At 71.3% G+C, this 21,708-nt stretch carries 17 protein-coding genes; 12 read left to right on the top strand and 5 right to left on the bottom strand.

Annotated features, from left to right (window positions below; genetic code table 11):
• Positions 1 to 20: 20 nt before the first annotated feature.
• The 5 genes from IPJ78_10985 to gspG all read right to left on the bottom strand — a co-directional run bounded on the left by IPJ78_10985 (position 21) and on the right by gspG (position 10,707).
• A complete protein-coding gene (locus IPJ78_10985; protein MBK7907070.1) occupies positions 21 to 3,167 on the bottom strand; it encodes a glycoside hydrolase in 3,147 nt (1,048 codons plus the stop codon).
• Between the two features lie 205 nt (positions 3,168 to 3,372).
• Complete coding sequence (locus tag IPJ78_10980) at positions 3,373 to 4,701, bottom strand: NAD(P)/FAD-dependent oxidoreductase (GenBank protein MBK7907069.1); 1,329 nt, start codon at positions 4,699 to 4,701, stop codon at positions 3,373 to 3,375.
• Positions 4,702 to 4,706: 5 nt separating this feature from the next.
• Positions 4,707 to 7,370 carry a PIG-L family deacetylase gene (locus tag IPJ78_10975; protein MBK7907068.1) on the bottom strand — a complete coding sequence of 888 codons (2,664 nt, stop codon included), beginning with the start codon at positions 7,368 to 7,370 and terminating at the stop codon, positions 4,707 to 4,709.
• Positions 7,371 to 7,380: 10 nt separating this feature from the next.
• On the bottom strand, positions 7,381 to 10,170 hold the full coding sequence (locus tag IPJ78_10970) for a 2-oxoglutarate dehydrogenase E1 component (GenBank protein ID MBK7907067.1): 2,790 nt from the start codon (positions 10,168 to 10,170) through the stop codon (positions 7,381 to 7,383).
• A gap of 126 nt (positions 10,171 to 10,296) precedes the next feature.
• A complete protein-coding gene (gspG, locus tag IPJ78_10965; GenBank protein MBK7907066.1) occupies positions 10,297 to 10,707 on the bottom strand; it encodes a type II secretion system major pseudopilin GspG in 411 nt (136 codons plus the stop codon).
• A gap of 204 nt (positions 10,708 to 10,911) precedes the next feature.
• Between gspG and IPJ78_10960 the strand changes: the two genes are divergently transcribed.
• From IPJ78_10960 to IPJ78_10905, 12 genes are all read left to right on the top strand, one after another.
• Positions 10,912 to 11,883 (top strand): sigma-54-dependent Fis family transcriptional regulator, encoded by a 972-nt coding sequence (locus IPJ78_10960; GenBank protein MBK7907065.1) that lies wholly within the window; start codon positions 10,912 to 10,914, stop codon positions 11,881 to 11,883.
• A 131-nt stretch (positions 11,884 to 12,014) separates the two neighbouring features.
• Positions 12,015 to 13,496 carry a type II/IV secretion system protein gene (locus tag IPJ78_10955; GenBank protein MBK7907064.1) on the top strand — a complete coding sequence of 494 codons (1,482 nt, stop codon included), beginning with the start codon at positions 12,015 to 12,017 and terminating at the stop codon, positions 13,494 to 13,496.
• Positions 13,480 to 14,700: a type II secretion system F family protein gene (locus IPJ78_10950; GenBank protein MBK7907063.1), complete on the top strand. Its 1,221-nt coding sequence runs from the start codon at positions 13,480 to 13,482 to the stop codon at positions 14,698 to 14,700. Before IPJ78_10955 ends, IPJ78_10950 begins: the two co-directional genes overlap by 17 nt.
• On the top strand, positions 14,697 to 15,035 hold the full coding sequence (locus tag IPJ78_10945; GenBank protein MBK7907062.1) for a prepilin-type N-terminal cleavage/methylation domain-containing protein: 339 nt from the start codon (positions 14,697 to 14,699) through the stop codon (positions 15,033 to 15,035). The genes IPJ78_10950 and IPJ78_10945 overlap by 4 nt, the downstream gene beginning before the upstream one ends.
• Complete coding sequence (locus IPJ78_10940; protein MBK7907061.1) at positions 15,032 to 15,391, top strand: hypothetical protein; 360 nt, start codon at positions 15,032 to 15,034, stop codon at positions 15,389 to 15,391. Before IPJ78_10945 ends, IPJ78_10940 begins: the two co-directional genes overlap by 4 nt.
• Entirely contained in the window at positions 15,388 to 15,942 is a 555-nt protein-coding gene (locus tag IPJ78_10935; protein MBK7907060.1) for a prepilin-type N-terminal cleavage/methylation domain-containing protein, read from the top strand. Before IPJ78_10940 ends, IPJ78_10935 begins: the two co-directional genes overlap by 4 nt.
• Positions 15,939 to 16,907 (top strand): general secretion pathway protein GspK, encoded by a 969-nt coding sequence (locus tag IPJ78_10930; protein MBK7907059.1) that lies wholly within the window; start codon positions 15,939 to 15,941, stop codon positions 16,905 to 16,907. The genes IPJ78_10935 and IPJ78_10930 overlap by 4 nt, the downstream gene beginning before the upstream one ends.
• The gene (locus IPJ78_10925) at positions 16,904 to 17,989 is read left to right on the top strand and encodes a hypothetical protein (protein ID MBK7907058.1); all 1,086 of its coding nucleotides are present in this window, start codon (positions 16,904 to 16,906) and stop codon (positions 17,987 to 17,989) included. Before IPJ78_10930 ends, IPJ78_10925 begins: the two co-directional genes overlap by 4 nt.
• On the top strand, positions 17,986 to 18,597 hold the full coding sequence (locus IPJ78_10920) for a hypothetical protein (GenBank protein MBK7907057.1): 612 nt from the start codon (positions 17,986 to 17,988) through the stop codon (positions 18,595 to 18,597). Before IPJ78_10925 ends, IPJ78_10920 begins: the two co-directional genes overlap by 4 nt.
• Positions 18,584 to 19,051, top strand: a complete 468-nt coding sequence (locus IPJ78_10915; protein ID MBK7907056.1) for a hypothetical protein — start codon at positions 18,584 to 18,586, stop codon at positions 19,049 to 19,051. The genes IPJ78_10920 and IPJ78_10915 overlap by 14 nt, the downstream gene beginning before the upstream one ends.
• A complete protein-coding gene (locus tag IPJ78_10910) occupies positions 19,048 to 20,544 on the top strand; it encodes a hypothetical protein (GenBank protein MBK7907055.1) in 1,497 nt (498 codons plus the stop codon). Before IPJ78_10915 ends, IPJ78_10910 begins: the two co-directional genes overlap by 4 nt.
• The gene (locus tag IPJ78_10905; GenBank protein MBK7907054.1) at positions 20,541 to 21,533 is read left to right on the top strand and encodes a sigma-54-dependent Fis family transcriptional regulator; all 993 of its coding nucleotides are present in this window, start codon (positions 20,541 to 20,543) and stop codon (positions 21,531 to 21,533) included. Before IPJ78_10910 ends, IPJ78_10905 begins: the two co-directional genes overlap by 4 nt.
• Positions 21,534 to 21,708 lie beyond the last annotated feature (175 nt).

Here is a 21,708-nt window from a genome sequence, read left to right as displayed (position 1 = left end):
GAGGGAACGGGGCGCGCGACCTAGGGTCGCGCGCTCCCGCGGAGCGTCGCGGCACGCGCCTGCGCCGACCGCCACCGCGCCATCACGGCGACGTACTGCGCGCGCGCCGCATCGCACGCCGCCTGCTGCATCGCCGTCGGCGCGGACTCGGCGGACTGCATCGCCATCGCCGCCGCCTGCAGCGCGTTGCTCACCGTCTCGAGCGACGGAGCCGTCGCCGGCCCGCCCCGACGGCGGAAGGCGCGAAGGTTCCGCTGCACGCCCGTCGGCGCGAGCTCCTCGAGGTCGGCCTTGAGTGTATCGGCGGCGGCGCCGGTGAGGCCACCCACCTGCTGCGCGAGTTCCTTCGCCGCGAGGAACGCCCGGTGCGCCGCGACGGCGCCGTCGTACATCTCCATGCTGAGCGCCGTCAGCTTCGTGAGCGCCGCCGGCGTGATGCGCACCCGCGGATCCAGCACCAGCCGGAGCGGCTGCGTGTGCCGCTTGCCATCCACCGTGAGGCGCACGGTGTACGCGCCCGGCGGCGCCCACGGCACGTTGTACTGCGGATACGTGCGCCCCGGCACGGCGCCCTGCGCCTCCTCGTCCCCGGCGGGGATCAGGTCGAGCGGCGAGACCGGATCCAGCTTGAGGTCCCAGCTGAAGCGGTGCATCCCCGCGCGCGTGGAGATGATGTACTGCGGCGCCGGCCAGTAGAGCGGAAGCCCGCAGTACGCGGCGGTCGGGTCGCGCCGGCAGACCTGGTCGTAGGCGGCCATGTCCTTGCCGGGATCCGGATTGAACACCGGCTCGGTGCTCGAGTAGCTGCGCACCGTGCGGCCGCGCGCATCGACGATCTCGAGCGTCACCGGCCCGCGCGCGTCGCTCGGCAGGTAGTAGTCGATGAGCCCGCCCGGCGGCGGGTTCTCGCCCGCCGGGATCTCGGGCGGCCACGGCGTCGGCTCGTTGGTCGCGAACCGCACGCGCACCGCGGTCTGCGGCTTGAAGAGGTACGCCTCGCCCTTGGCGAGCGCGGCGCGCGCGGCCGCCGCCTGGCGCAGCGGCGTCACGTCGTCGAGGATCCAGAAGCCGCGCCCATGCGTCGCCGCGACGAGGTCGGCGCAGTGGCAGGTGGAGTCGTCCTTCACCTGGAGGTCACGCACGGAGACCGGCGCCATCCCGTTCTTGAGCGTCTGCCAGTGCTCGCCGTCGTCGAACGACACCCACACCTGCAGGTCGGTCGCGGCGTAGAGGAGGCCCTTCTGCCGCGGGTCCTCGCGGATGCTGTTCGCCACCGCGCCGCCGGCGATCCCGGTGTTGATCTCCGTCCAGCTCGCGCCGCCGTCGCGCGTGCGGAAGAAGTGCGGGTTGATGTCGTCGAGGCGGAGCGTGTTGGCCGCGGCATAGGCCGTGCGCGTGTCGAAGTGCCCGGCCTCGATGTTGAAGATTCGCGTCCACGCCTTCATCCCCGGCGGCGTCACGTTGCGCCAGGTCGTGCCGCCGTCGCTCGTCGTCTGGATCTGCCCGTCGTCGGTGCCCGCCCAGATCACGTTCAGCGAGCGCGGCGAGGGCGAGAGCGCGGTGATGCTCCCCGCCGGCGCCGGCCGCACGCCGCTCGCGTACTTCCCGGCGGTCGCCGGCACCTCCCACGTCTGCCGCGTGAGGTCGGGCGAGATGCGGCGCCAGCTGTTCGCGTGATCGACGCTCTTCCAGACGACGTTCGACGCGTAGTACATCGTCGCGTTGTCCAACGGCGAGAAGTGCAGCGGCATGGTGCGCACGTTGCGGTTCATCGCGCCGCCGCCCGGGAGCGTCCCCGAGACGTCAGGGCCGACCTGCTGCGTCTGCGCCGTGCGCCGGTCGTAGCGCGAGACGCCCGAGCGCTGGCTGCCGTACACGATGTTCGGGTCCTTGGGGTCCGGTGCGGCCATCCCGTACTCCTGGATGTTCACCGGATGCCAGTCGTGGAACGTGATGCGCCCGTCGTCGCTGCGGCTCTTCACGCACGCCGAGCCGGAGTCCTGCTGGCCGGAGCAGACGAAGTACGGGAACGAGAAGTCGGTCGTGACGTGGTACATCGCGGCCGTGTTCTGGTTGTACCAGTTGCTCCACGAGAGCCCGCGGTTGGCCGAGACGACGGCACCCTGGTCGGCGACGGCGACGATGATCCGCGGGTCGTTCGGGTTGATCCAGATCCGCTGGTAGTCGTCGCCGCCCGGCGCGCCGCGCACGGCGCTCCAGGTGAGGCCGGCATCCTCGGTGCGCCACATCACGACCGACGCCGAGTAGACGACGTTCGGATCCTTGGGGTCGATCGCGAGCGTCGGGAGGTCACCGCCGCCGATCCGCGAGAGCGGGCGCATGTCCTGCCGCGCCTCGGGGCGTTCGTTGCTCACGCCCTTCACCGGCTGGAACCAGTGCGCGCCGCCGTCCGTGGACTTGTAGAAGCCGATCGCCCCCTGCCCCGGCGCGATCACGGCGTAGAGCGTGTTCGGCTCGCTCGGCGCGATCGCGATGTTGGCCTGGAGGATCGACGGCAGGCCGTTGGTGAGCTGCACCCAGCTGGTGCCGCCGTCGGTGGACTTGAAGATGCCCATCCCGCTGCCGCCGAACCCCTGCCCTTCGATGAAGCTCTGCTGCTGCTGCCAGAGCGTCGCGTAGATCGTGTTCGGGTCGCGCGGGTCGATCATCACCTCGTTCGCGCTCGTGTACTCGTCCTTGTAGAGCACCTTCTCGAACGTCCGGCCACCGTCGGTGGAGCGGAACACGCCGCGTTCCGGATTGGGACCGTACGGGTGCCCGAGCGCGGCGACGAAGAGCCGGTCGGGGTTCCGCGGATCGACCGCGACCGCGGCGATCATCTGCGTCTCGCGGAGCCCGAGGTGCTCCCAGGTCCGTCCGGCATCGACCGACTTGTACATCCCGTCGCCGATCGAGAGGTCGGGTCGGATGATCCCCGCACCGCTCCCCACGTAGATCACGTTCGGGCTCGACACCGAGACGCCGATCGCGCCGATGGAGCCGGTGGGCTGGTCGTCGAAGATCGGCACCCAGTTGGCGCCGTAGTCGGTGGTGCGCCAGACGCCGCCATTGTCGAAGCCCGCATAGAAGGTGTTCGGCTGGCTCGGCACGCCCGCGACGGCGCGTGCGCGGCCGGCGCGCGTGGGCCCGATCTGGCGCCAGCGCATCTCGTCGAACGAGAGCGACTGGGCGCGCGCGAGGAGCGGCGTGCCGGCGAGCGCGAGGAGCAGGACGCCGAGCAGATGACGCAGGCGGACGATCGACATGGGAGGCCGGGCTGGGGTGTCGCGGACGACGGTGCGGTCCGTGCTGGGGCTACGCGGGGAACATGGCCGATGCTGGGCATCCCGTCCATCGGGGCGCCCGGCGCGCTCATCCGCGCGCCTTCCGCGCCGCCTCGAACTCCCCCGTGCGCCCCGTCGTCGCGGGGTGCCGGCTCATGCTCGCATCCTCGGTCTCCGTGATCAGCCGCACACCGCGCTCGAAGAAGACGTAGTTGTACGCCCACTGGAGCAGCACGCTGATGCGGTTGCGGAAGCCGACGAGGTACGCGATGTGCACGAAGAGCCAGGTGAACCAGGCGAAGTAGCCGGCGATGCGGATCCGCCCGCCGCCGAACGACGCGACCGCCTTGTGGCGGCCGATCGTCGCGAGGTCACCCTTGTTGAGATAGGTGAACGGCCGCGACGGCTCGCCGGCGATGAGCGCGCGGATGTTCCGCGCCGCATGCTGCCCCATCTGGTTCGCCGCCGGCGCCACGCTCGGCACGAACGTCCCGTCGGGGAGCTTCGCCGCCGCGAGGTCGCCGATCACGAAGACGCGCGGGTCCCCCGGCACCGAGAGGTCGGGCTCCACGAGCACGCGCCCCACGCGGTCGAGCGGCACGTCGAGCGTCTTCCCGAGCGGCGAGGCGGCATTGCCCGCCGCCCAGAACACCGACTGCGACGCGATCCGCTCGCTCCCGACATCGACCCCCTGCTCGTCGATGTGCGTGACGAGCGTGTTCGTGCGCACCTCCACGCCGAGCTTCTCGAGGTCGCGCTGGGCGCGCGCCGAGAGCGACTCGGGGAACGCCGGCAGGATCCGCGGCCCGCCCTCGACGAGGATCACCCGCACCTTCGCGGTGTCGATGCGCCGGAAGTCGGGACGGAAGGCGACGCGGCACATCTCCGGCAGCACGCCGGCGAGTTCCACGCCCGTCGGCCCGCCGCCGACGACGACGAACGTGAGCAGCGCCTGCCGCGCGCCGGGGTCCTCCTCCCACTCCGCCCGCTCGAACGCGAGCAGGAAGCGCTTCCGGATGCGCCGGGCGTCCTCGATGTTCTTGAGCCCGGGGGCCCACTTCTCCCACTCGTCATGGCCGAAGTAGGCGTGACGGGTCCCCGTCGCGAGGATCAGGTAGTCGTAGTGGATGGGATCGGGCTCGCCCTTCACGCGCACCGCGCGATTGCGGCGATCGACCTGCTCCACCGTGCCGAGCAGCGTGGTCACGTTCTTCTGCGCGCGCAGCACCCAGCGGATGGGCGCGGTGATCTCGCTGGGCGCGAGCGAGGTCGTCGCCACCTGGTAGAGCAGCGGCTGGAACAGGTGATGGTTGGTGCGGTCGATGAGCAGCACCTCCACGTCGGCGCGCGCCAGCGCGCGCGCCGCATTGAGGCCGCCGAATCCCCCGCCGATGATCACCACCCGTGTACGTGCCATGCGACTCACTGCGGCGGGGCGACGACGCCCGCCGAAAGAAGGTTCACCAGCACCCGCATCGACCCCGGGACGCCCGCCGGCACCTGCCGGAACAGCGAGAGCGTCGTATAGATGTACCGCCCCTTCCCGAGCGTCGTCTCGAGGATCGCCCCGCGATTCTCCGGCTCGCCCGGGTCGTGCAGTTCGAGCGGCGCGCGATAGCGCACGTCGAACGTGCTCGGCATGTACAGCGCGCGCTCCTGCACCCACTCGCGCCAGTCGTCGGCGCCGATCCGGTTGGGCCAGGTGAGGAGGCGGCTCGTCGCGTCGAGCACCTGCACCGGCGCCTCCTCGATCGTCACGCGCGCCGCCGGCCGCGTGTGCGTGATCGGATACGGCATCATCCCCGGCCGCGACATCTCGAACTGGCCGTACTGCACCACCAGCGTGCCGCCGTTCCGGACCCAGTCCAGCAAACGCGGATTCTGCGTGACGAGTTCCGGGTTCGCGTCGTACGCGCGCGGCCCGATCACCACCGTCGTGTAGCGCGCGAGGTCCACCAGCGGCAGCTCCTCGACCGTGAGCACCGTCGTCGGGATCTCGATGCCCCGCAGCGCCGGCGCGATCGCGTCGGAGACGCCCGTCACGTACGCGACCGTGAGCGTGCGCGGCACGGTGACCGGCACCGCCTGCAGGTAGAGCGCGGAGCTGCGGTAGAGCCGGATGGGACGGATGTGCTCATACGCGATCTCGCGGAAGCCGTCGGAGTAGACCGTCCCCTCCGACGCCGCGCCCACCCCGAACTCGTGCCGTCCCGGCGCCAGCGTGCCGCGTAGCCGCACGAAGAGCTCCTTCACCTCGCGCGGGGCGAGCACGAGCGTGTCCGGCGCGCCGGAGACGGTGACGCCCGCCGGCTTGAGGAAGCGGAGCGCGAGCCGGCGTTCGCGATCGGTGTGCGAACGCACCGTGAGCCGCACCCGCCGGTCGATCAGCGCGTTCGCTCGCACCCACTCGAGCCCGCGATCGAGTTCGAGCGTCACCGGCGGCACCCCGCCCGCCGGCTTCCACTGCTCCCCCATCACCGGGTCCGCGACCCGGTACATGATCTCGCCGGCCGCGACGGTCGTCGTCGCCGCGGGGCCGACCGAGAGCGTCACGCGCACATCGCTGATCCGCCGCACATCCTCCGCCAGCGCGACGCTCGGCACCAGCGGCGCGTCCACGCCATACGAGATGAGCGCCGCGCCATCCGCCGGCGACCGCGTGTCGGCGAACATCGCGCCCTCGCGCCCGCCGAGCCACCAGGGCCGGTGATCCACGAGCCCGAGCACGCGTCGCGTCATCGCGTACGACGAATCGGGCGGGATCTCGATGCTCATCCCGCCGATGCTGGGGTTTCCCGTCATGCGCAGGCCGCGGAACCAGATCGACTGGCGCCCGCGATTGTGCACGGTCACCGTCGCCTGCATGGAATCGGCGAAGGCCAGCAGCTCGCGCTCCGCGGTCACCTCGATGGCGACGCCGGCCGCCTCGAGCAGCGCGCGCTGCGCCCGCGCGAGCATCCGTTCGATCGACGTCTCGAGCTCGAGGTCGGCCGTGCGGCACTCGCGCACCGATGCTCCCTCGGGCGGACGACGCCGCGGCGGCATCGTGCCGCAGCGATGCGCCTCGTTGAGCGCGGCCTCCAGCTGCACGACCAGCTGCCCCAGCGTGTCCACCACCTGCGCGGGCCGGCGCAGGTCGAGCGTGCGCTGCGCCCAGTCCGCTTTGGCCGCGGCCGACCGGATGAAGTGGCCCACCGCGGAGTCGAGCGCGGCGAGGTGCGCGACGCTGGTGTCGAGGCCGTCGAAGATCGACCGCTCCTCGGTGGCCGGCGTCGCCGCATTCACGCGCGTGAGCTCGCGCGTGAGCCGCGAGGGCGCCGCCCCGCGACGCTCGAGTCCGCCCTGGCCCTGCGAGCGGTGCATCGACCGGCTCGCGGCCGCGAGTTCGGCGGGACTGCGACCGAGCACCGCATCGTACCCACCCACGTCGAACGTGAGCGTGGGCGGCAATGCGCGCGCCCACGCGCCGCGATAGAACTTCTGCGGCATCCACGCGCGGCCATGCACCGCGACGGGGAAGCGCACGGTGTCGCCCGCCGCCTCGAAGGCGTCGCGCGCGAGGATCCCTGCCGCCTCGTGGTGGCCGTGCCCATCGGCGCGGGTGCCACTCCACACCGCGATCACCAGATGCGGACGGTACGCCCGGATCACCCGCACCACGTCGGCCGTGAGCGCTTCGCGATCCCACTGCGCGAAGGTCTCGGTCGCATCCTTGGAGAACCCGAAGTCGTACGCCCGGGAGAAGAACTGCTGCGCGCCATCGAGCCGGCGCGCCGCGAGCAGCTCCTCGCTGCGGATCGCGCCGAGCGCTTCGCCGAGCTCGTTGCCGATGAGGTTCTGCCCACCGTCGCCGCGCGTGAGCGAGAGGTACGCCACGTGCACCTGGTGCCCGCGCGCGAGCCAGGCGAGGAGCTGCGTGTCCTCGTCGTCGGGGTGCGCGCCGATCACGAGCACGCGCGAGGTGGTGGTGAGCCCGCGCACCAGCTGGTCCAACGCCACCGCGCCGCGCGCCTGCCCGGAGGCGGCGCGCGGCGCGGCGAGACTCAGCAGGGCGACGAGGGCCGGAAGCAGGCGCGTCCGGATCATCGATACCGTCCTAGAGGGAGGTCGTCTTCGCGGGCGTGATCATCCGGCGCGCACCCGACGCGCGCACCGACGGCTGGAGCGCATCACCCACGATGCGCGCCTGCTCCTCGGCGTGATCCGACGGATAGCCTTCGGCGGGGCTCGCCCGCTCCGGCCGGCCATAGTAGCGGATGACGAGCGCGTTGCCGGTGGAGACGCGGAGCCGCGGCGCGACGAAGCTCCACGCGCCTTGGTTCTTCGGCTCCTCCTGCACCCACGCGACCTCGTCGATCGCCGGATACTGGTCCACGAGCCGCGCGATGCGCTCGTGCGGCCAGGGATACAGCTCCTCCACGCGCACGACGGCCACCGTCTCCGGGATGCCCTTGGCGAGCAAGTCGTAGTAGACCTTGCCGGTGCAGAAGACGAGGCGCTTGACCAGCGACCGCTTCTCGGCGCCCATCGGGTCGTCGATCACCGGCTGGAAGTTCGCGTGCGCGAGGTCGCGCAGCTGCGACGCGGCCTGCGCGAGACGCAGGAGCGACTTGGGCTGCATGAGCACCAGCGGCCGACGGTCGGGCGCGAAGGCCTGACGCCGCAGGATGTGGAAGTACTGCGCTGGCGTGCTCGGATACGCGACGCGCAGGTTGCCCTCGGCGCAGAGCTGGAGGAAGCGCTCGAGCCGCGCGCTCGAGTGCTCCGGCCCCTGCCCTTCGTAGCCGTGCGGGAGCAGCAGCACGAGGCCCGAGTCCTGCCCCCACTTCGCCCGGTCGGCCGCGATGAACTGGTCGATGATCGGCTGCGCCACGTTCGCGAAGTCGCCGAACTGCCCTTCCCAGAGCGTGAGCGTGTCGGGCGCGGCCACCGAGTAGCCGTACTCGAACGCCATCACCGCCGTCTCGCTGAGCGCCGAGTTGTAGATCTCGAAGCTCGTGCTGACGCCCGGCAGGTGCGCGAGCGGCGCGTGCTTGCGCGCGTTCGTCACGTCGTTGAGCACGGCATGGCGATGCGAGAAGGTGCCGCGCTCCACGTCCTGCCCGGTGAAGCGGATGTGCGTGCCGTCGGCGAGGATGCTCGCGAAGGCGAGCGACTCGGCGTGCCCCCAATCGATGCCACCGGCATCGCCCATCGCCTCGCGGCGGCGCTCGAGCTGCTTGGCGAGACGCGGATGGGCGTTGAAATCCGCCGGATAGGTGAGGATCGCCTCGTTCCAGCGGACGAGGTCGTCGGCCGGCACCGCGGTGAGGACCTCGGGCGACGGCGCGGTCGCCGACTCGTGGTCGCCGTGCACGTCCTCGACGGCCTTGGACCGCTCAAAGGTGGCCTGGAAGCCCGCGGCGATCTCGGCGTCGAGCTGGTCCACCTCGGCCGCCGAGAGGAGTCCTTCGCCGACGAGGCGCGCGCCCCACACCTGGCGCGGCGTCGGATGCGCGCGGACCCGCTCGTAGAGCAGCGGCTGCGTGAAGTTCGGCTCGTCGCCCTCGTTGTGTCCCCAGCGCCGGTAGCCGACGAGGTCCACGAGGAAGTCCTTCTTGAAGCGCGTCCGGTACGCCACCGCGATGCGCATGGCGATGATGCACGCCTCGGCGTCGTCGCCGTTGACGTGGATGATCGGCATCTCGAAGCCCTTCGCGACGTCGCTCGCGTACCGCGTGGAGCGCGCGTCGGTGGGATCGGTGGTGAAGCCGACCTGGTTGTTGACGATGATGTGGAGCGTGCCGCCCACGCGATAGGCGCGGAGGCGCGAGAGGTTCATCGTCTCGGGGACGATGCCCTCGCCGGGGAAGGCGGCGTCGCCGTGGATCACGATCGGGACGACATCCTCCTCGCGGCGCACGCGCCGGTCCTGCGCGTCGCGCTGGAGCGCCCGGGCCCGCCCCTGCAGCACCGGGTTCACGACCTCGAGGTGCGACGGATTGGGGACGAGCGAGACCTCGACCTCCCTGCCTTCCTCCAGCTTCCTTCGGCCGTCGTATCCCAAGTGATACTTCACGTCGCCGGTGGACGACATGCCGCCCAGATGGCCGTGCTTCCCCTGGAACTCGCTGAAGATCTGGAGCGCGGGCTTGCCGAGCACATGCGTGAGCACGCTGATGCGGCCGCGGTGCGCCATCGCGAGCGCGACATGCTTCACGCCGGCGCCGGCGGAGCGCTCGATCGCCGCGTCGAGCATCGGGACGAGGGCGTCGGTGCCCTCGATGGAGAAGCGCTTGTAGCCCACGAAGGCCTTGCCGAGGAAGCGCTCGAAGCCGTCGACCTCGGTGAGGCGGCGGAGCACGGCCTTCTTCTCGTCGGCGGAGAGCGGCGCCGTGAGCTTCTCCTCGGTGAAGAGCTGCCGGAACCAGGCGCGCTCCTCCTCGGAGCCGAGGTGCTGCACCTCGACGGCGAGGTTGGTGCAGTAGCGCTTCTTGAGGCGGTCGGCGACGTCGCGCGCGGTGGCGAGGTGCGGGAAGCCGAGCGACGCGCCGGTGACGAGGTCGAGGTCGGCCTCGACGATGCCGAAGAAGTCGAGCGTCAGCTCCGGGGCGCCGGGCGGCGGGGTGCCGAGCGGATCGAGCTGGACCGCGAAGTGGCCGTAGGTGCGGATGGCCGTGGTGTACCGCGCGGCGCCGGCGACCTTGCGGGCGTACTCCTCGTCAAGGACCGGTCCGGCGGCAGCCGAGGTGGCGGCGGCGGGCGCGTACCCGCCCATGGCCTGCTCGGCGAAGCGGAAGAACTGGCGCCACGACTCTTCGACGGAGGCGGGGTCGCGGCGGTAGGCCTCGAACTGTTCGGCGGCGTAGGCGTCGTTGAAGACGCTGGAAATGGGCTGCTCGGGCATCCTGCAATCTAACGCCTGACACACATGCTTTCACCAACGCATCTCGAGCAAGCTCCCCTCCGGGCGAAGCGGGGGTCCGTGTGCGATCGAAGAGGGACCCCGCCGCGTCGAGCCGCACCCGCGGCGTCACCAGCTCGTCACGTCCCGAGCTTCGCCTTCGCCGCCAGATCGACCGTCAGCCCCGAGGGAACTGAGCTCGTACCCCCCTCGCTCTAAAGAACCCGGGCTGCGATAGATGTAGGCGCGCCCCCACGGATCCAGCGGAGCCGCTCGGCTCAGATAGGGGCCACGCCATCCAGCGGTCAGGCTCGGCGGGCGCTGCCAGAGGGCGCCGAGCCCCTCCTCAGTGGTCGGATATCTCCCGACGTGCAGTCGATATGCGTCGAGCGCCGCCCCGAGCATCTCTACCTGAGCGCGCGCCGTCGTCTCCTTCGCTTCGCTGACATGCTGGAATACGCTCGGGGCTACGAGCGAGGCCAGCACCGCGATGATCACGACGACTACCAGCACCTCTATAAGAGTGAATGCGACGCGCATGCCGCGACGCCGACCAGAATGACGACACCTCACGGTGCAGCGGGCTCCCGCCGCGTGTGTGACGCTCCGGTGACGCCCATCCTCCAGAGTTTGGCCTTGCATAGGTCTGTACCTGCTGAGAGTATTTGCGCCCGCACAAAGGCAATCACGGCCTGCCATCTGCACAGATGGTGCCAGCATCTGGACGAGTCGCCCCCACGCGCCATGTCCCACACGTCCACCAAGCTCACGCTATTGCCAAGCGAGGGGCCTTTCGCGGCTGCGATCGACTCCCTTTTGCGCTACGCTCCCTTCCCGTGCCATCTCGTACTCCTCGGCGAGAGCGGTGTCGGGAAGACCACGCTTGCGCGTCTCGTCCACGAGCGTTCGCGCGTCGCCAACGGCCCATTCGAGACGGTGAATCTCGCGGGGCTCGACGATGACCTCGCGAATTCCGAGCTCATGGGACACGAGCGCGGCGCGTTCACCGGTGCATATGGCCGCCACCTCGGCGCCTTCGAGCGATCGCATGGAGGTACCCTGTTCCTCGACGAGGTCGGGAAACTCTCGATCCCGATCCAGAAGAAGATCCTCACGGTCATCGACGATGGCCTCGTACGCCGCGTCGGCGGTCAGCGCGACATCCCGGTTCGCGTGAGACACATCTTCGCTGCGAACGAGTCTCTCGAGACGCTTGTGCACGAAGGCAAGCTTCTGCCCGAGTTCGAGGCGCGGCTGCAGTTCCAGCGCATTCGCGTACCAAGCCTCCGGGAACGCCGAGAGGAGATTCCGATGCTCTTCGCCGATCTCCTTCGGCGTCACGCTCCGCAATACGGCTACCCGGCGCGGCCTCCCATAGCGACGGACCCTCTCGTCGAACGCCTCCAGTCGATGCGGTGGCCGGGGAATGTTCGCTCGCTGGAGAACCTGGCGATCCGTCTGCTGCAGGACGCCAGCGGCTCGCAGACCCTTGGACCGGAGTTGTTCACGACGGACCTCGAACGCTATTGCGGAGGGACGCTGTTCAGTGCGACGCCGACAGTGTCCCGCCGTGACAGAATCGTGGGCGCATTGCGCGAGGCATCGGGAAACGTCACCAGGGCCGCGGAGCTGCTCGGTTGTTCGCGCAGCACCATCTATTTGTGGATGCGAGAGGACTCGATAGCGGCGGACGCATGTCCGGACCGGACAGCATAGGACAGTCAGAGTGTCCGAATCGGACGATTTACTCTGGAGGCTCGGAGGGAGCTCGCGTTGCAACTCATTGGCCTTGCTGGCCGTGAAGGCATCTCGGTCGCTCGGCACGCGCGTTGCTCATATAGGCAGACGTGCACACCCCGTCCGTTCCCGGATCGCGCCTGCGTCTCGCCGACGGCCTGACGGCGCAGCTGCTGTTCCACCATCGCGTCTGCCCGATCGAGGTCTCTGCGGACGGCCACCTCGTCGTCGCGGCCGCGACGGACCATCACGCGAGCGCGATGACGGTGCTGGAAGAGTCGTACGGGCTCCCGATCCGCGAGCTGGCGATGGACGACGCGGAGGTCCTCCGCGCCATCGAGCGACTCGCGGCACACTCGGAGACCCTCTCCGAGGGCGGCCCTGAAGGCGCGGACTCCGCCGACCGCGCGGCGGACGCGCGCGAGATGGCCGACCAGCCGCCGGTCATCCGGTTCGTCAACCAGCTGATCCGCAGCGCGTTCGACAGCCACGCGAGCGATATCCACATCGAGAGCGACCGGTCGGGCGCCCTGGTCTCGCGCCTTCGGATCGACGGCGTCCTCATGGACGGTCCCACTCCGTCCGCCGCGCTCGCCCGTGCGGTCGCGTCGCGCGTGAAGCTGCTGGCCGAGCTCGATATCTCCGAACGGCGCAAGCCACAGGACGGTCGCGTGCGCGTGCGCCTCGAGACGCGCGAGCTGGACCTCCGCGTCTCGACGGTGCCGACCCTGCACGGCGAGAGCATCGTGATCCGGCTCCTCGACCAGGGAGGCCGTCCCGGCCAGCTCGAGGACCTCGGATTGGGCGCGACGGACCTGTCGCGCCTCGATCGCATCTGCCGGAAGGCGCACGGACTCGTCCTCGTCACCGGTCCGACAGGAAGCGGCAAGACCTCGACGCTCTACGCCGCGCTCACCCGTCGCGACACGACGACGGAGAAGGTGATCACCGTCGAGGATCCCGTGGAGTACGAGCTCGCCGGCATCACGCAGGTCCCCGTGCACGCGCATGTCGGCGTCACGATGGGGGGGGCGCTGCGAAGCATCCTGCGGCAGGACCCGGACGTCATCATGGTCGGCGAGATGCGCGACACCGAAACGGCCGAGACCGCGATCCAGGCGGCGATGACCGGCCACCTCGTCTTCAGCACCCTGCACACCACCGATGCGATCGGGGCGGTCCCGCGGCTCGTCGATCTCGGAGTCGCCGGCTACCTCGTCGCGGCGACGTTGGACGCGGTGCTCGCACAGCGCCTCGTGCGCGTCGTCTGCGCGCACTGTCGTGTGCTCTACGATCCCGACCCCGAGCACGTCAGCCTCGTGTCCGGGCGACCGGAGTCCCGGCGTCGGCTGGTGCGGGGTTCGGGTTGTGCCGAGTGTCGCGGCAGCGGCTTCCGCGGCCGCACCGGGATCTTCGAGCTCCTGCTGCTCGATGACAGGCTGCGCGAGGCGATCGCGCGCGGCGCTCCACGCACGGAGCTCGAGGCGATCGCCGAGGCCGGGGGTCATCGGCGCCTGCTCCGGGACGCGTGGGAGAAGGTGACGGCCGGCATCACCACGATCGAGGAGGTCCTGCGTGTCGCCGCGGACTGAGCGCCCGGTGCGCGCCCAGCGCTACCGCTTCCGTGCGCTGGATGCCTCGGGTGCCGTCGCGCTGGGAGAGTTGTGGGCGACGGGCGACGAAGCGGCGCGTGACCAGCTCGCGCGCCGCCGCCTCCTGCCGACGGCGCTCCGCGTCGAGGCGGATCCCCATCACGCACGTCGACGGCCGAACGATCTCGACCTCGCCATCGGCCTGCGCGTGCTGGCGTCGCTGCTCGAGGCGCGCCTGCCGCTCGACCGCGTGCTCGGCGCGTTCGCGTCGGTCGCACCCGCCGGTTGGCCGGTGTCCGCGATCGAGGAGATGCGCGGCCGCGTGCGGGAGGGCGGCTCGCTAGCGGCAGCGATCGCGGAGACGTTCCCGTCCGCGCCGCGCCACATCGTGAGCATCCTCGGCGCGGGGGAGGGGTCGGGCGCGATCTCCGAGGCCTGCCGGCTCGCGGCGCATGAGCTCGAACTCGTCGCCACGACGTCCCGCGCGGTGCGGTCCGCACTGGCCTACCCCGCGCTGCTCGCGCTCGCCGGCACGGTGGCGGTCGGGGTGCTGGTCGGCATCGTCCTGCCGCGCTTCGCCGCGCTGCTGAGCGACATCGGCCAGGCGCTGCCGTGGTCGACGCAAGCCGTACTCGCCGCGGCCGGTGCATTCCGCCTGGCCGCGCTCCCGCTCTCCGCCCTCGTCCTCGCCGGCGCGATGGCGCTCAGGCACTGGCGCGGGAACGACATTGACGCCGCCCGACGGATCGACGGCGTGCTGCTCCGTCTCCCGGTGGCGGGTCCACTGCTCCACTCCGCCGCGGGCGCTCGCGTCGCCGGGACGCTCGCCAACCTGTTGCAGGCCGGGGTGACGCTGCCCGTGGGGCTCGTTCTTGCCGGCGCGGCCAGCGGCAACGCGGACATCGCGGCGCGCGTCGCGGACGCGACGATGCGCGTCGATGCAGGCGAGCGTCTCTCCCGCGCCTTCGAGCTGACGGGGGCGCTGCCGCCGGCGCTCGGTCAGCTCCTCCGCGCCGGCGAGGAGTCGGGCGACCTCCCGGCGATGCTCACGTTCGGCGCGCGGATCGAGCGGGAGCGGCTGCAGGAGCGGCTCACGTCGCTCGTGCGCGTCGTGGAGCCGGCGCTCATCCTCGCCTTCGGCGGCATCATCGCCCTCGTCGCGGCGTCATTGTTCCAGGCGATCTACGCGGTGCGGCCCGCATGATCCGCCAAGGCTTCACGCTGATCGAGCTCCTCGTGACCATCGTGATCCTGGCGGTCGCGGCGGGTGCCGTGGGGCTCGCCGCCGGTGGATGGGTGACGACGGGGACCGTCGATGCCGCCGCGTCCCTCGTCGCCGGCGCACGCGCGGAGGCGATCAGGCGGGGCGAGCCGGTGCGGATCGGCATCCCACGGGACTCGGTGGCCGGGTCGGCGTCGGGATCGTTCGGCTCCGGGGTGTTCATGGTCACGGCGCTTCCCGATGGGAGCGTGATCGCCCCGCCGGCGCTCCGCCTCGACCGGCTGACGGGCCGTCCGATGCGCACGGTGGCGAGATGACGCCGGTCCGCGGCTGGCCCGCACGCCGCGGCGTCGCGCTGCTCGAGGCGATCGTCGCGATGACCATCCTTGCGACGGGGGGGATCGCGCTGGTGACGGTCACGGCGGACGGCGTGCGGCTCGCGCGCCAGGCGCGCGAGCACGAGCGGACCTTCGCCGCGGCGGACCGCCTGCTCGATGCGGCCTCGCTCTGGTCGCCGACGGAACTCGATCAGCGGCTCGGCGCGCGTCGACAAGGTCCGTTCACAATGCGCATCGACCGGATCGCCGGCGCCGTGTATCTCGTGTCGATCTCGGACTCGACCTCGGATGCGGCGCTGCTCGAGACGGCCTTCTTCCGGCCGGCTCCGCGATGAACGCGCGCCAGGTCAAGCGCCGGAGCGGACTCACGCTCCTCGAGGTCGTGGTGGCGCTCACCATCACCGCCTTCGTGCTGCTCGGGGCCCGCGCCGTCGTCGACGGGATCGCGGCGATCGCGAGGGCCAACGACGCGGAGGATCGCGGCCACCTCGCCGCGATGAATGGACGGCGCCTGCTGCTCGAACTCGTGCTCGACGCGCGCGCCGGCGTCGATCCGTCCGCGACGTTCGGTGGCGACGACGCGAGCGCCACGTGGGACACGTGGTGCCGGGTGCCTCGGGGCTGGAAGGAGCGCTGCCGCGCGACCGTCAGCCTCGCTCGGGACTCGGTCGGCGCGGCGCTCATCCTCGAGACGTCGATCGACCGCGATGCGACCCTCGCCCTCGTCCGCCTCGACGGGACCCCGGTCGTCGCCTATCTCGACGATGCGCGATTCGGCGGCCGCTGGGTGCCAGCGTGGGGCCCGTCCACCGCGCGCCCCGTCGCCCTCGGCGTCCTCTCGCAGACCGACACGCTGATCCTGCCGACGTCGAGGTCGATGCGATGAGGCGCGGCTTCGCGCTGCTGTCCGTCGTCCTCCTCCTCACCGGCGGCGCGGCGGTCGCGCTCGCCGCGCTCACGCTCGCGCGGCGCGCGATCCGCGCGACGGAGAACCGCATCGCGCTCACGCGCAACGGCTGGCGCGCCGAGGACTGCGCGGCACGCGCCCTCGCGGCGATCGATGCGCTGGCGCGTGGCGCGGAGGAGGCCGGTTCCCGCCGGGGACCGATGGCCCCGGATACGATCGCGGCGATCCTCGAACGCGCCCCCGCGGTCGTCGAGTGTCCTGGCCGCGTCACGCTCAGGCCCGCGGGGCTGCAGCTGCCACTGAACGTCGCCGACGGCGTCGAACTGCGAGGGCTGTTCTCCGGCGTCGGCCTCGCTCCCGGCGCCGCGGACTCGCTCGCGGATGCCATCCTCGACTGGCGCGACGCGGACGATGCCGTGCGGGCGATGGGCTGCGAGCGGACCTGTTACGACGCGACGGGCGGGGCCCCACCGCGGAACGACCGCTTCGCTCATGTGATGGAACTCGAGTCCGTCCGCGGCTTCGCCAGCGCCGACAGTGCGACGGCGATGCGCACCGGCTCCGGTCTGCGCGGCCTCTTCTCCGTCGACGACGATCGCGTCTCGATGCGCCACGCCGCGCCCGTCATCCTCGCGGCCCTTCCCGGAATCGGTGTGCGAGGAGCGGCGGCGATCGAACGACGCCGACGCGCGGGTCCGTGGCGACCGTCCACGCTGCAGCAGGTCGGCGCCGAGCTGCCCGCGGTCGAGGTGATCGCCCTCACGCGGGCGATGACCGCGCTCGAGACCATCGCCACCGTCGAGCCCGCGGCCTGGATACTCGACGTCCGGTCGCCTCGTCCCGCCTCTGGAGTCGGTGTTTCGCCGAACGAGTCCACGCTCGAACTGCGTCTCCGGCTCGGCGCGGATGGCGCGAGCCTGATCCGACGGAGCACCGGCCCATGAAGGGCGGCGCATTGGGCATCTCCATCGATCAGTCGCATCTTCGGCTCGCGCGAATGGTGGACGGCGCGCTCGCATGGGTCCTCGAGGCGGAGATCGCCGATCCCTCGGATCCCGCTCCCGCGCTCGCGGAGCTCCTCGCACGCGCGCCGGGGGCGCCAGTGGCCGGGAGCGCCGCGGCGATCGCGTTCGCGTCGCCGCTCGCGCAGGTCCGAACGATCTCGGGACTCCCGTCGGCGATGGAGGATGCCGCCGCGATCGCGCTGCTCCGCGAGTCGCCGCACCGGTGGTTCCTCGCGCGACCGGGTGGATTGACGATCAGCGGCATCGTGCGGGACGATCACGGGGAGATCCGTGCCGCGGCGTATCCGCGGTCGAACCTCGACGGCGTGGCGGTCCTGCTGCGTGCCCGCGGGATCCGCCTGCGGTCGGTGACCACGTACGATGCCGCGACGCGAGTCGCGGCCGACCTGCCGGACCACCTGTCCCGCACGGGCGACGGCGCGCATCCGTTCGCGGCCTCCGTCGGCGCCGCGCTCCTCGCGGCGTCCGGGCAGGCCGCGCCGTTCGAGGTGCCGCAGCTGCGCGAGCGACCGGCGACCGTCACCGGCTGGCGCGCGCGCGCGGCGAGTGTGGCGTTCGCGATCGCGCTCGCCGGCGCCGTGCTCGCGTTCCCGGCCGCGGTCCTGGGTGCGAATGGTGATCTGGCCCGGCGCGAGGCCACGACGTCCGTTGCACGCGGCCCCGCGGACTCCCTCGTCGAGCGCCTGGCGGCGGTGCGAGGCGAGCTGGAGGCGATCCGGGACCGGTCGAGATCGCGCATCTCCTTCATCTCGACCATCGAGGCGATCCGCAGTGCCCTCCCCAGTGACGTCGCCGTCGTGTCATTCCGCGCGGATTCCGCATCGGGCACGATCACCGTGATCGGGAACCGCGTCGGGTCGGTGCCGGACCGGCTCGCGGAGTCCGGCATGGTGCGGGCGCCGCGATTCGTCGGACCGGTCACCGCGGAAGCGGTCGGAGGGACGCTTCTCGAACGCGCCACCGTCTCGTTCGTGTCGCTCCCGTCGGGAAGCCGGCCATGATCCGCGCCTTCAGCGCCCTCGGCGCGCGAGACCGTCGCGCCCTCCTGGTCGGAGGCGGTGTGCTCGTCGCTGCGCTGGCCTTCCGTTCGATGCTGACCGCGGTCGATGCGCTCGGCGTCATGCGGCAGCGGAACCAGGTGCGCGCGGATCTCCTCGCGCGGATCGAGACGCGGCCGGCGGTCGCGATCCTCGGCGACTCCCTCCACCGGCTGGAGACGGCCCTCGACTCCGCGCGCGGTCGATTGCTGCCGCGGGGAACCGACGCCTCCGTCGCATCCAACCTTCATGCGGCGGTCCGTCGCGCGGCCACCGATGTCGGCCTCGTCCTCCACTCGACCCGCGCCGAGTCCGACACGTCGGTCGCGGGCCCGTTCGCCGCGGCGAGCGTCCGGCTCGATGCCGAGGGCGACGTCTCCGCGGTCATGCAGTTCCTGCTGATCCTCGAACTGGCTCCCGGCGCCCTTCGATTCACCGAGATGTCCGTGACCCCGCTCGAGCCGGCGGCGGGCGACGACCGGCCCGAAGCGATCCGGCTGTCGATCACGGTCTCCGGTATCGCGCCGCGCACGCCGCCGGGACGCGAGGAGGCACGCGATGCGGCACCGTGATGAACGGATCCTGTGGGTGGCGTCGATGATGCTGGCGTGGTGCGCCGTCGCCGGCTTTCGCGCGGGTCTGCCGGAGCCACCGGGCGCGACATCCGCCGAGGTTGCGACGGCACCAGGGCGGGAGACCGCACCCGAGTCGTTGGGCACCTGGGTGCTCCGCGCAGTGGACCAGGACCCGTTCCGGCTCACTCGCCGCCCTTCGCGGCGTCCATTCGTGCTGGGAGCCCCGGCGGATGCTCCGCCACCGGCACCGCTCATCCTGCCCGCCCTGCGCCTCTCGGGGATCGTCGGTCCGCCCTGGCGCGCGGTCGTCGACGGCGCGTCGCCCGAGACGGGACGTGTCGTCGCGCCCGGGGATTCCATCGCCGGCGCCTATGTGCGCAGCGTCGGCCGCAGTTCCGTGACCCTTCGCCTAGGTGACACCTCGTGGACCCTCTCGCTCGACCGTCCATGACGAGTCGCCTGTCCTCATTGGCCGCCGCGCTGGCGATGCTCGCTGCCGCACCGGTCGGCCGCGCGATGGCGCAGGCCCCACCGCCTTCCGACAGCGTGAGCATCCGCTTCGTCGACGCAGACCTGCGCAACGTCGTGCAGAGCCTCGCGGCATACCTCGAGCACCCACTGGTGATCGCGACGCTGCCGGGGAATCGCGTGACCCTCGAGACGCCGCGTCCCGTGCCACGAGCCGAGGTGCCGGCACTGCTGCGTGGGCTCCTGGCATCGCAGCAGCAGGAACTCGTGCTCGACACGGCCGCGGCGCTCTTCCGGATCCGGTCGATCGGGGAGCCGCGCCAGTCGAACGCCCCGGCGGCCTCCTCGACGTCGCGCCCGCAGGATGACGGCGGTCTGGTGCTCTTCACGCTGCGGCTCAGGCACGCACGCGCCTCCGATGTGGCGGCGACGGTCAATGCGCTGTACGGTCGGGCGAGCGCACTCGGCGAGCTCGGATCGAACCAGCGGTCCACGCTCTCCGCTTCGCTCCGCGACTCGCGCCTCCCGAGCGCGCCGCCCACGGCACCGCCGGTCCCGGGTGCCGTCGCCGCGGCCGCAGGTCTCAATGCGGCCCTCGCGGGTGAGGTGACGATCGTCCCCGACCCGTCGACGAACAGCCTGTTGGTGCGTGCGTCGACGCGCGACTTCGAGCTCATCCGCGCCGCGGTCCAGGAACTCGACGTCCGGCCGCTGCAGGTGATGATCGAGGTCCTGATCGCGGAGGTGCGCAAGGACCGCGGCTTCTCGTTCGGCGTCGCGACCGACCTGCCGCCGACGGCGATCCCCGGCGCCGGCAACGCGACCGTGAGCGCGTCGAGCACGGGCATCGGTCTCGGCGACTTCGCCGTGAGCGTGATGAACGTCGGCGGCGTGGACCTCGATGCCGCCCTGCGCGCCGCGGCGGCACGCGGCGACGTCTCCATCGCGAGCCGACCGATCGTGCTCGCGGCCAACAACGAGCAGGCCGAGATCGTCGTCGGCAGCCAGCGGCCCTTCGTGCAGGTCTCGCGTTCGCTGCCGACCGACACCCCGCAGCGCGACCAGGTGGTGCAGTACAAGGACGTCGGCACGCGGTTGAGCGTACGGCCGACGATCAGTGCCGATGGCTACGTGATGCTCGAGGTGACGCAGGAGGTGAACTCCGTCACGACGGAGACGGCGTTCGATGCGCCGGTCATCTCGACGCGGTCGGTCCAGACGCGTCTGCTGGTGAGGAACGGCCAGACGGCCGTGCTCGGCGGGTTGTCGGACCGGCAGCGCGATGCGAACCAGTCGGGCATCCCCGTGCTCTCGAGCATCCCCTTGCTGGGCGGACTCTTCGGGCGCGCCTCCCGTCGCGCCACGGAGACCGAGCTCTTCCTCTTCCTCACGCCCACCGTCCTTTCCACCGATGCCGACGTGGATGGCGCGACCGCGCCGCTACGCGCTCGCGTTCCCGAGGTGAAGCGCCCGTGACGCCCCGCTCGACGGATGACATCATCATGCTTGGCGATTCGGTGCCGATGCAGGTGCTGCGGCGGGAGATAGAGCTGGTCGCCCGCTCGGACCTTTCGGTGCTGATCAGCGGCGAGACCGGCGTCGGGAAGGAACTCACGGCGCTCGCGCTGCACCGCTCGAGCGGACGTTCGGGCGCCTTCGTGCCCGTGAACGGCTGCGCGACGAGCGAGACCATGTTCGAGTCCGCGATGTTCGGGCATGAGCCTGGGGCTTTCACCGGCGCCGTGAGTCGACGCCCAGGCTACATGGCCGAGGCGGATCTTGGCACGCTGCTGCTGGACGAGGTGTGCAGCCTGCCGTTGGAATCGCAGGCGAAGCTGCTTCGTGCCATCGATACGAACCAGTATCGACGACTCGGCGCGAGCCGGGACTCGACCAGCCGTTTCCGGTTGGTGTCGGCATCGAACCGCTCCTTGCAGGGCGAGGTCGACGCAGGGCGGTTCCGCCTCGACCTGCTGCACCGACTCTGCGGGATCGAGCTCGTGGTGCCACCACTCCGTGAGCGGGGGGAGGACGTGCTCGCGCTCTTCCGGCATTATCTCGAACTCTTCGATCCGACCGGCGACAGCGCGCGCGAGCTCGATCGGGAAGCGGCCGCGTACCTGCGCTCCCATGGATGGCCCGGCAACGTCCGCGAGTTGCGGCATGTGGCGCAGCGTGCCGTGCTGAGGGCACGGGGGGCACGAACAGTCGTCCGCGACCACCTTGTGCCTGACGGCCTCGCAACGCGCGGACGGTTGCCCGCGTCGGATCTCGAACTGCGTTCCAAGGAGGCTCAGCTGCTCGGCGAGCTGCTTCGCCGCTACGACTGGTGCACCAAGTCGGTGGCGCGGGAGCTTCTGGTCTCGCGCAAAACGGTCTACGAGCGGATGCGGCGATTAGGGCTCCAGCCAGCGCGCCGCGGGCGGTCGGGCGCCGCGAGTGCTCGCGGGCAATGGCTCTCCTGATCTTGGCCGCGACCAACAATCGACCGGCGCCAGGGCAAATGACGCGCAGAGGGCGCACTCGACCGAGCACGCGACCGCGCGGTTCAAGGGCACGGTCGCCGTTCAGGCGCTCTGCATCCGAGTGGGGAGTCGCCTTCGGAACGGGGCGGTGATACTCCTGAGCACCGCGGACTTG

This window comes from Gemmatimonadota bacterium, assembly GCA_016714015.1.
Classification (GTDB): Bacteria; Gemmatimonadota; Gemmatimonadetes; order Gemmatimonadales; family Gemmatimonadaceae; genus Pseudogemmatithrix.
This window is presented reverse-complemented; position numbering and strand designations above follow the sequence as displayed.

Coding starts and splice junctions, on each gene's coding strand:
- IPJ78_10985 (MBK7907070.1), bottom strand. CDS start 3,167: ATGCGCTGGCGCCAGATCGGGCCCACGCGCGCCGGCCGCGCACGCGCC.
- IPJ78_10980 (MBK7907069.1), bottom strand. CDS start 4,701: ATGGCACGTACACGGGTGGTGATCATCGGCGGGGGATTCGGCGGCCTC.
- IPJ78_10975 (MBK7907068.1), bottom strand. CDS start 7,370: ATGATCCGGACGCGCCTGCTTCCGGCCCTCGTCGCCCTGCTGAGTCTC.
- IPJ78_10970 (MBK7907067.1), bottom strand. CDS start 10,170: ATGCCCGAGCAGCCCATTTCCAGCGTCTTCAACGACGCCTACGCCGCC.
- gspG (MBK7907066.1), bottom strand. CDS start 10,707: ATGCGCGTCGCATTCACTCTTATAGAGGTGCTGGTAGTCGTCGTGATC.
- IPJ78_10960 (MBK7907065.1), top strand. CDS start 10,912: ATGTCCCACACGTCCACCAAGCTCACGCTATTGCCAAGCGAGGGGCCT.
- IPJ78_10945 (MBK7907062.1), top strand. CDS start 14,697: ATGATCCGCCAAGGCTTCACGCTGATCGAGCTCCTCGTGACCATCGTG.
- IPJ78_10940 (MBK7907061.1), top strand. CDS start 15,032: ATGACGCCGGTCCGCGGCTGGCCCGCACGCCGCGGCGTCGCGCTGCTC.
- IPJ78_10935 (MBK7907060.1), top strand. CDS start 15,388: ATGAACGCGCGCCAGGTCAAGCGCCGGAGCGGACTCACGCTCCTCGAG.
- IPJ78_10930 (MBK7907059.1), top strand. CDS start 15,939: ATGAGGCGCGGCTTCGCGCTGCTGTCCGTCGTCCTCCTCCTCACCGGC.
- IPJ78_10925 (MBK7907058.1), top strand. CDS start 16,904: ATGAAGGGCGGCGCATTGGGCATCTCCATCGATCAGTCGCATCTTCGG.
- IPJ78_10920 (MBK7907057.1), top strand. CDS start 17,986: ATGATCCGCGCCTTCAGCGCCCTCGGCGCGCGAGACCGTCGCGCCCTC.
- IPJ78_10915 (MBK7907056.1), top strand. CDS start 18,584: ATGCGGCACCGTGATGAACGGATCCTGTGGGTGGCGTCGATGATGCTG.
- IPJ78_10910 (MBK7907055.1), top strand. CDS start 19,048: ATGACGAGTCGCCTGTCCTCATTGGCCGCCGCGCTGGCGATGCTCGCT.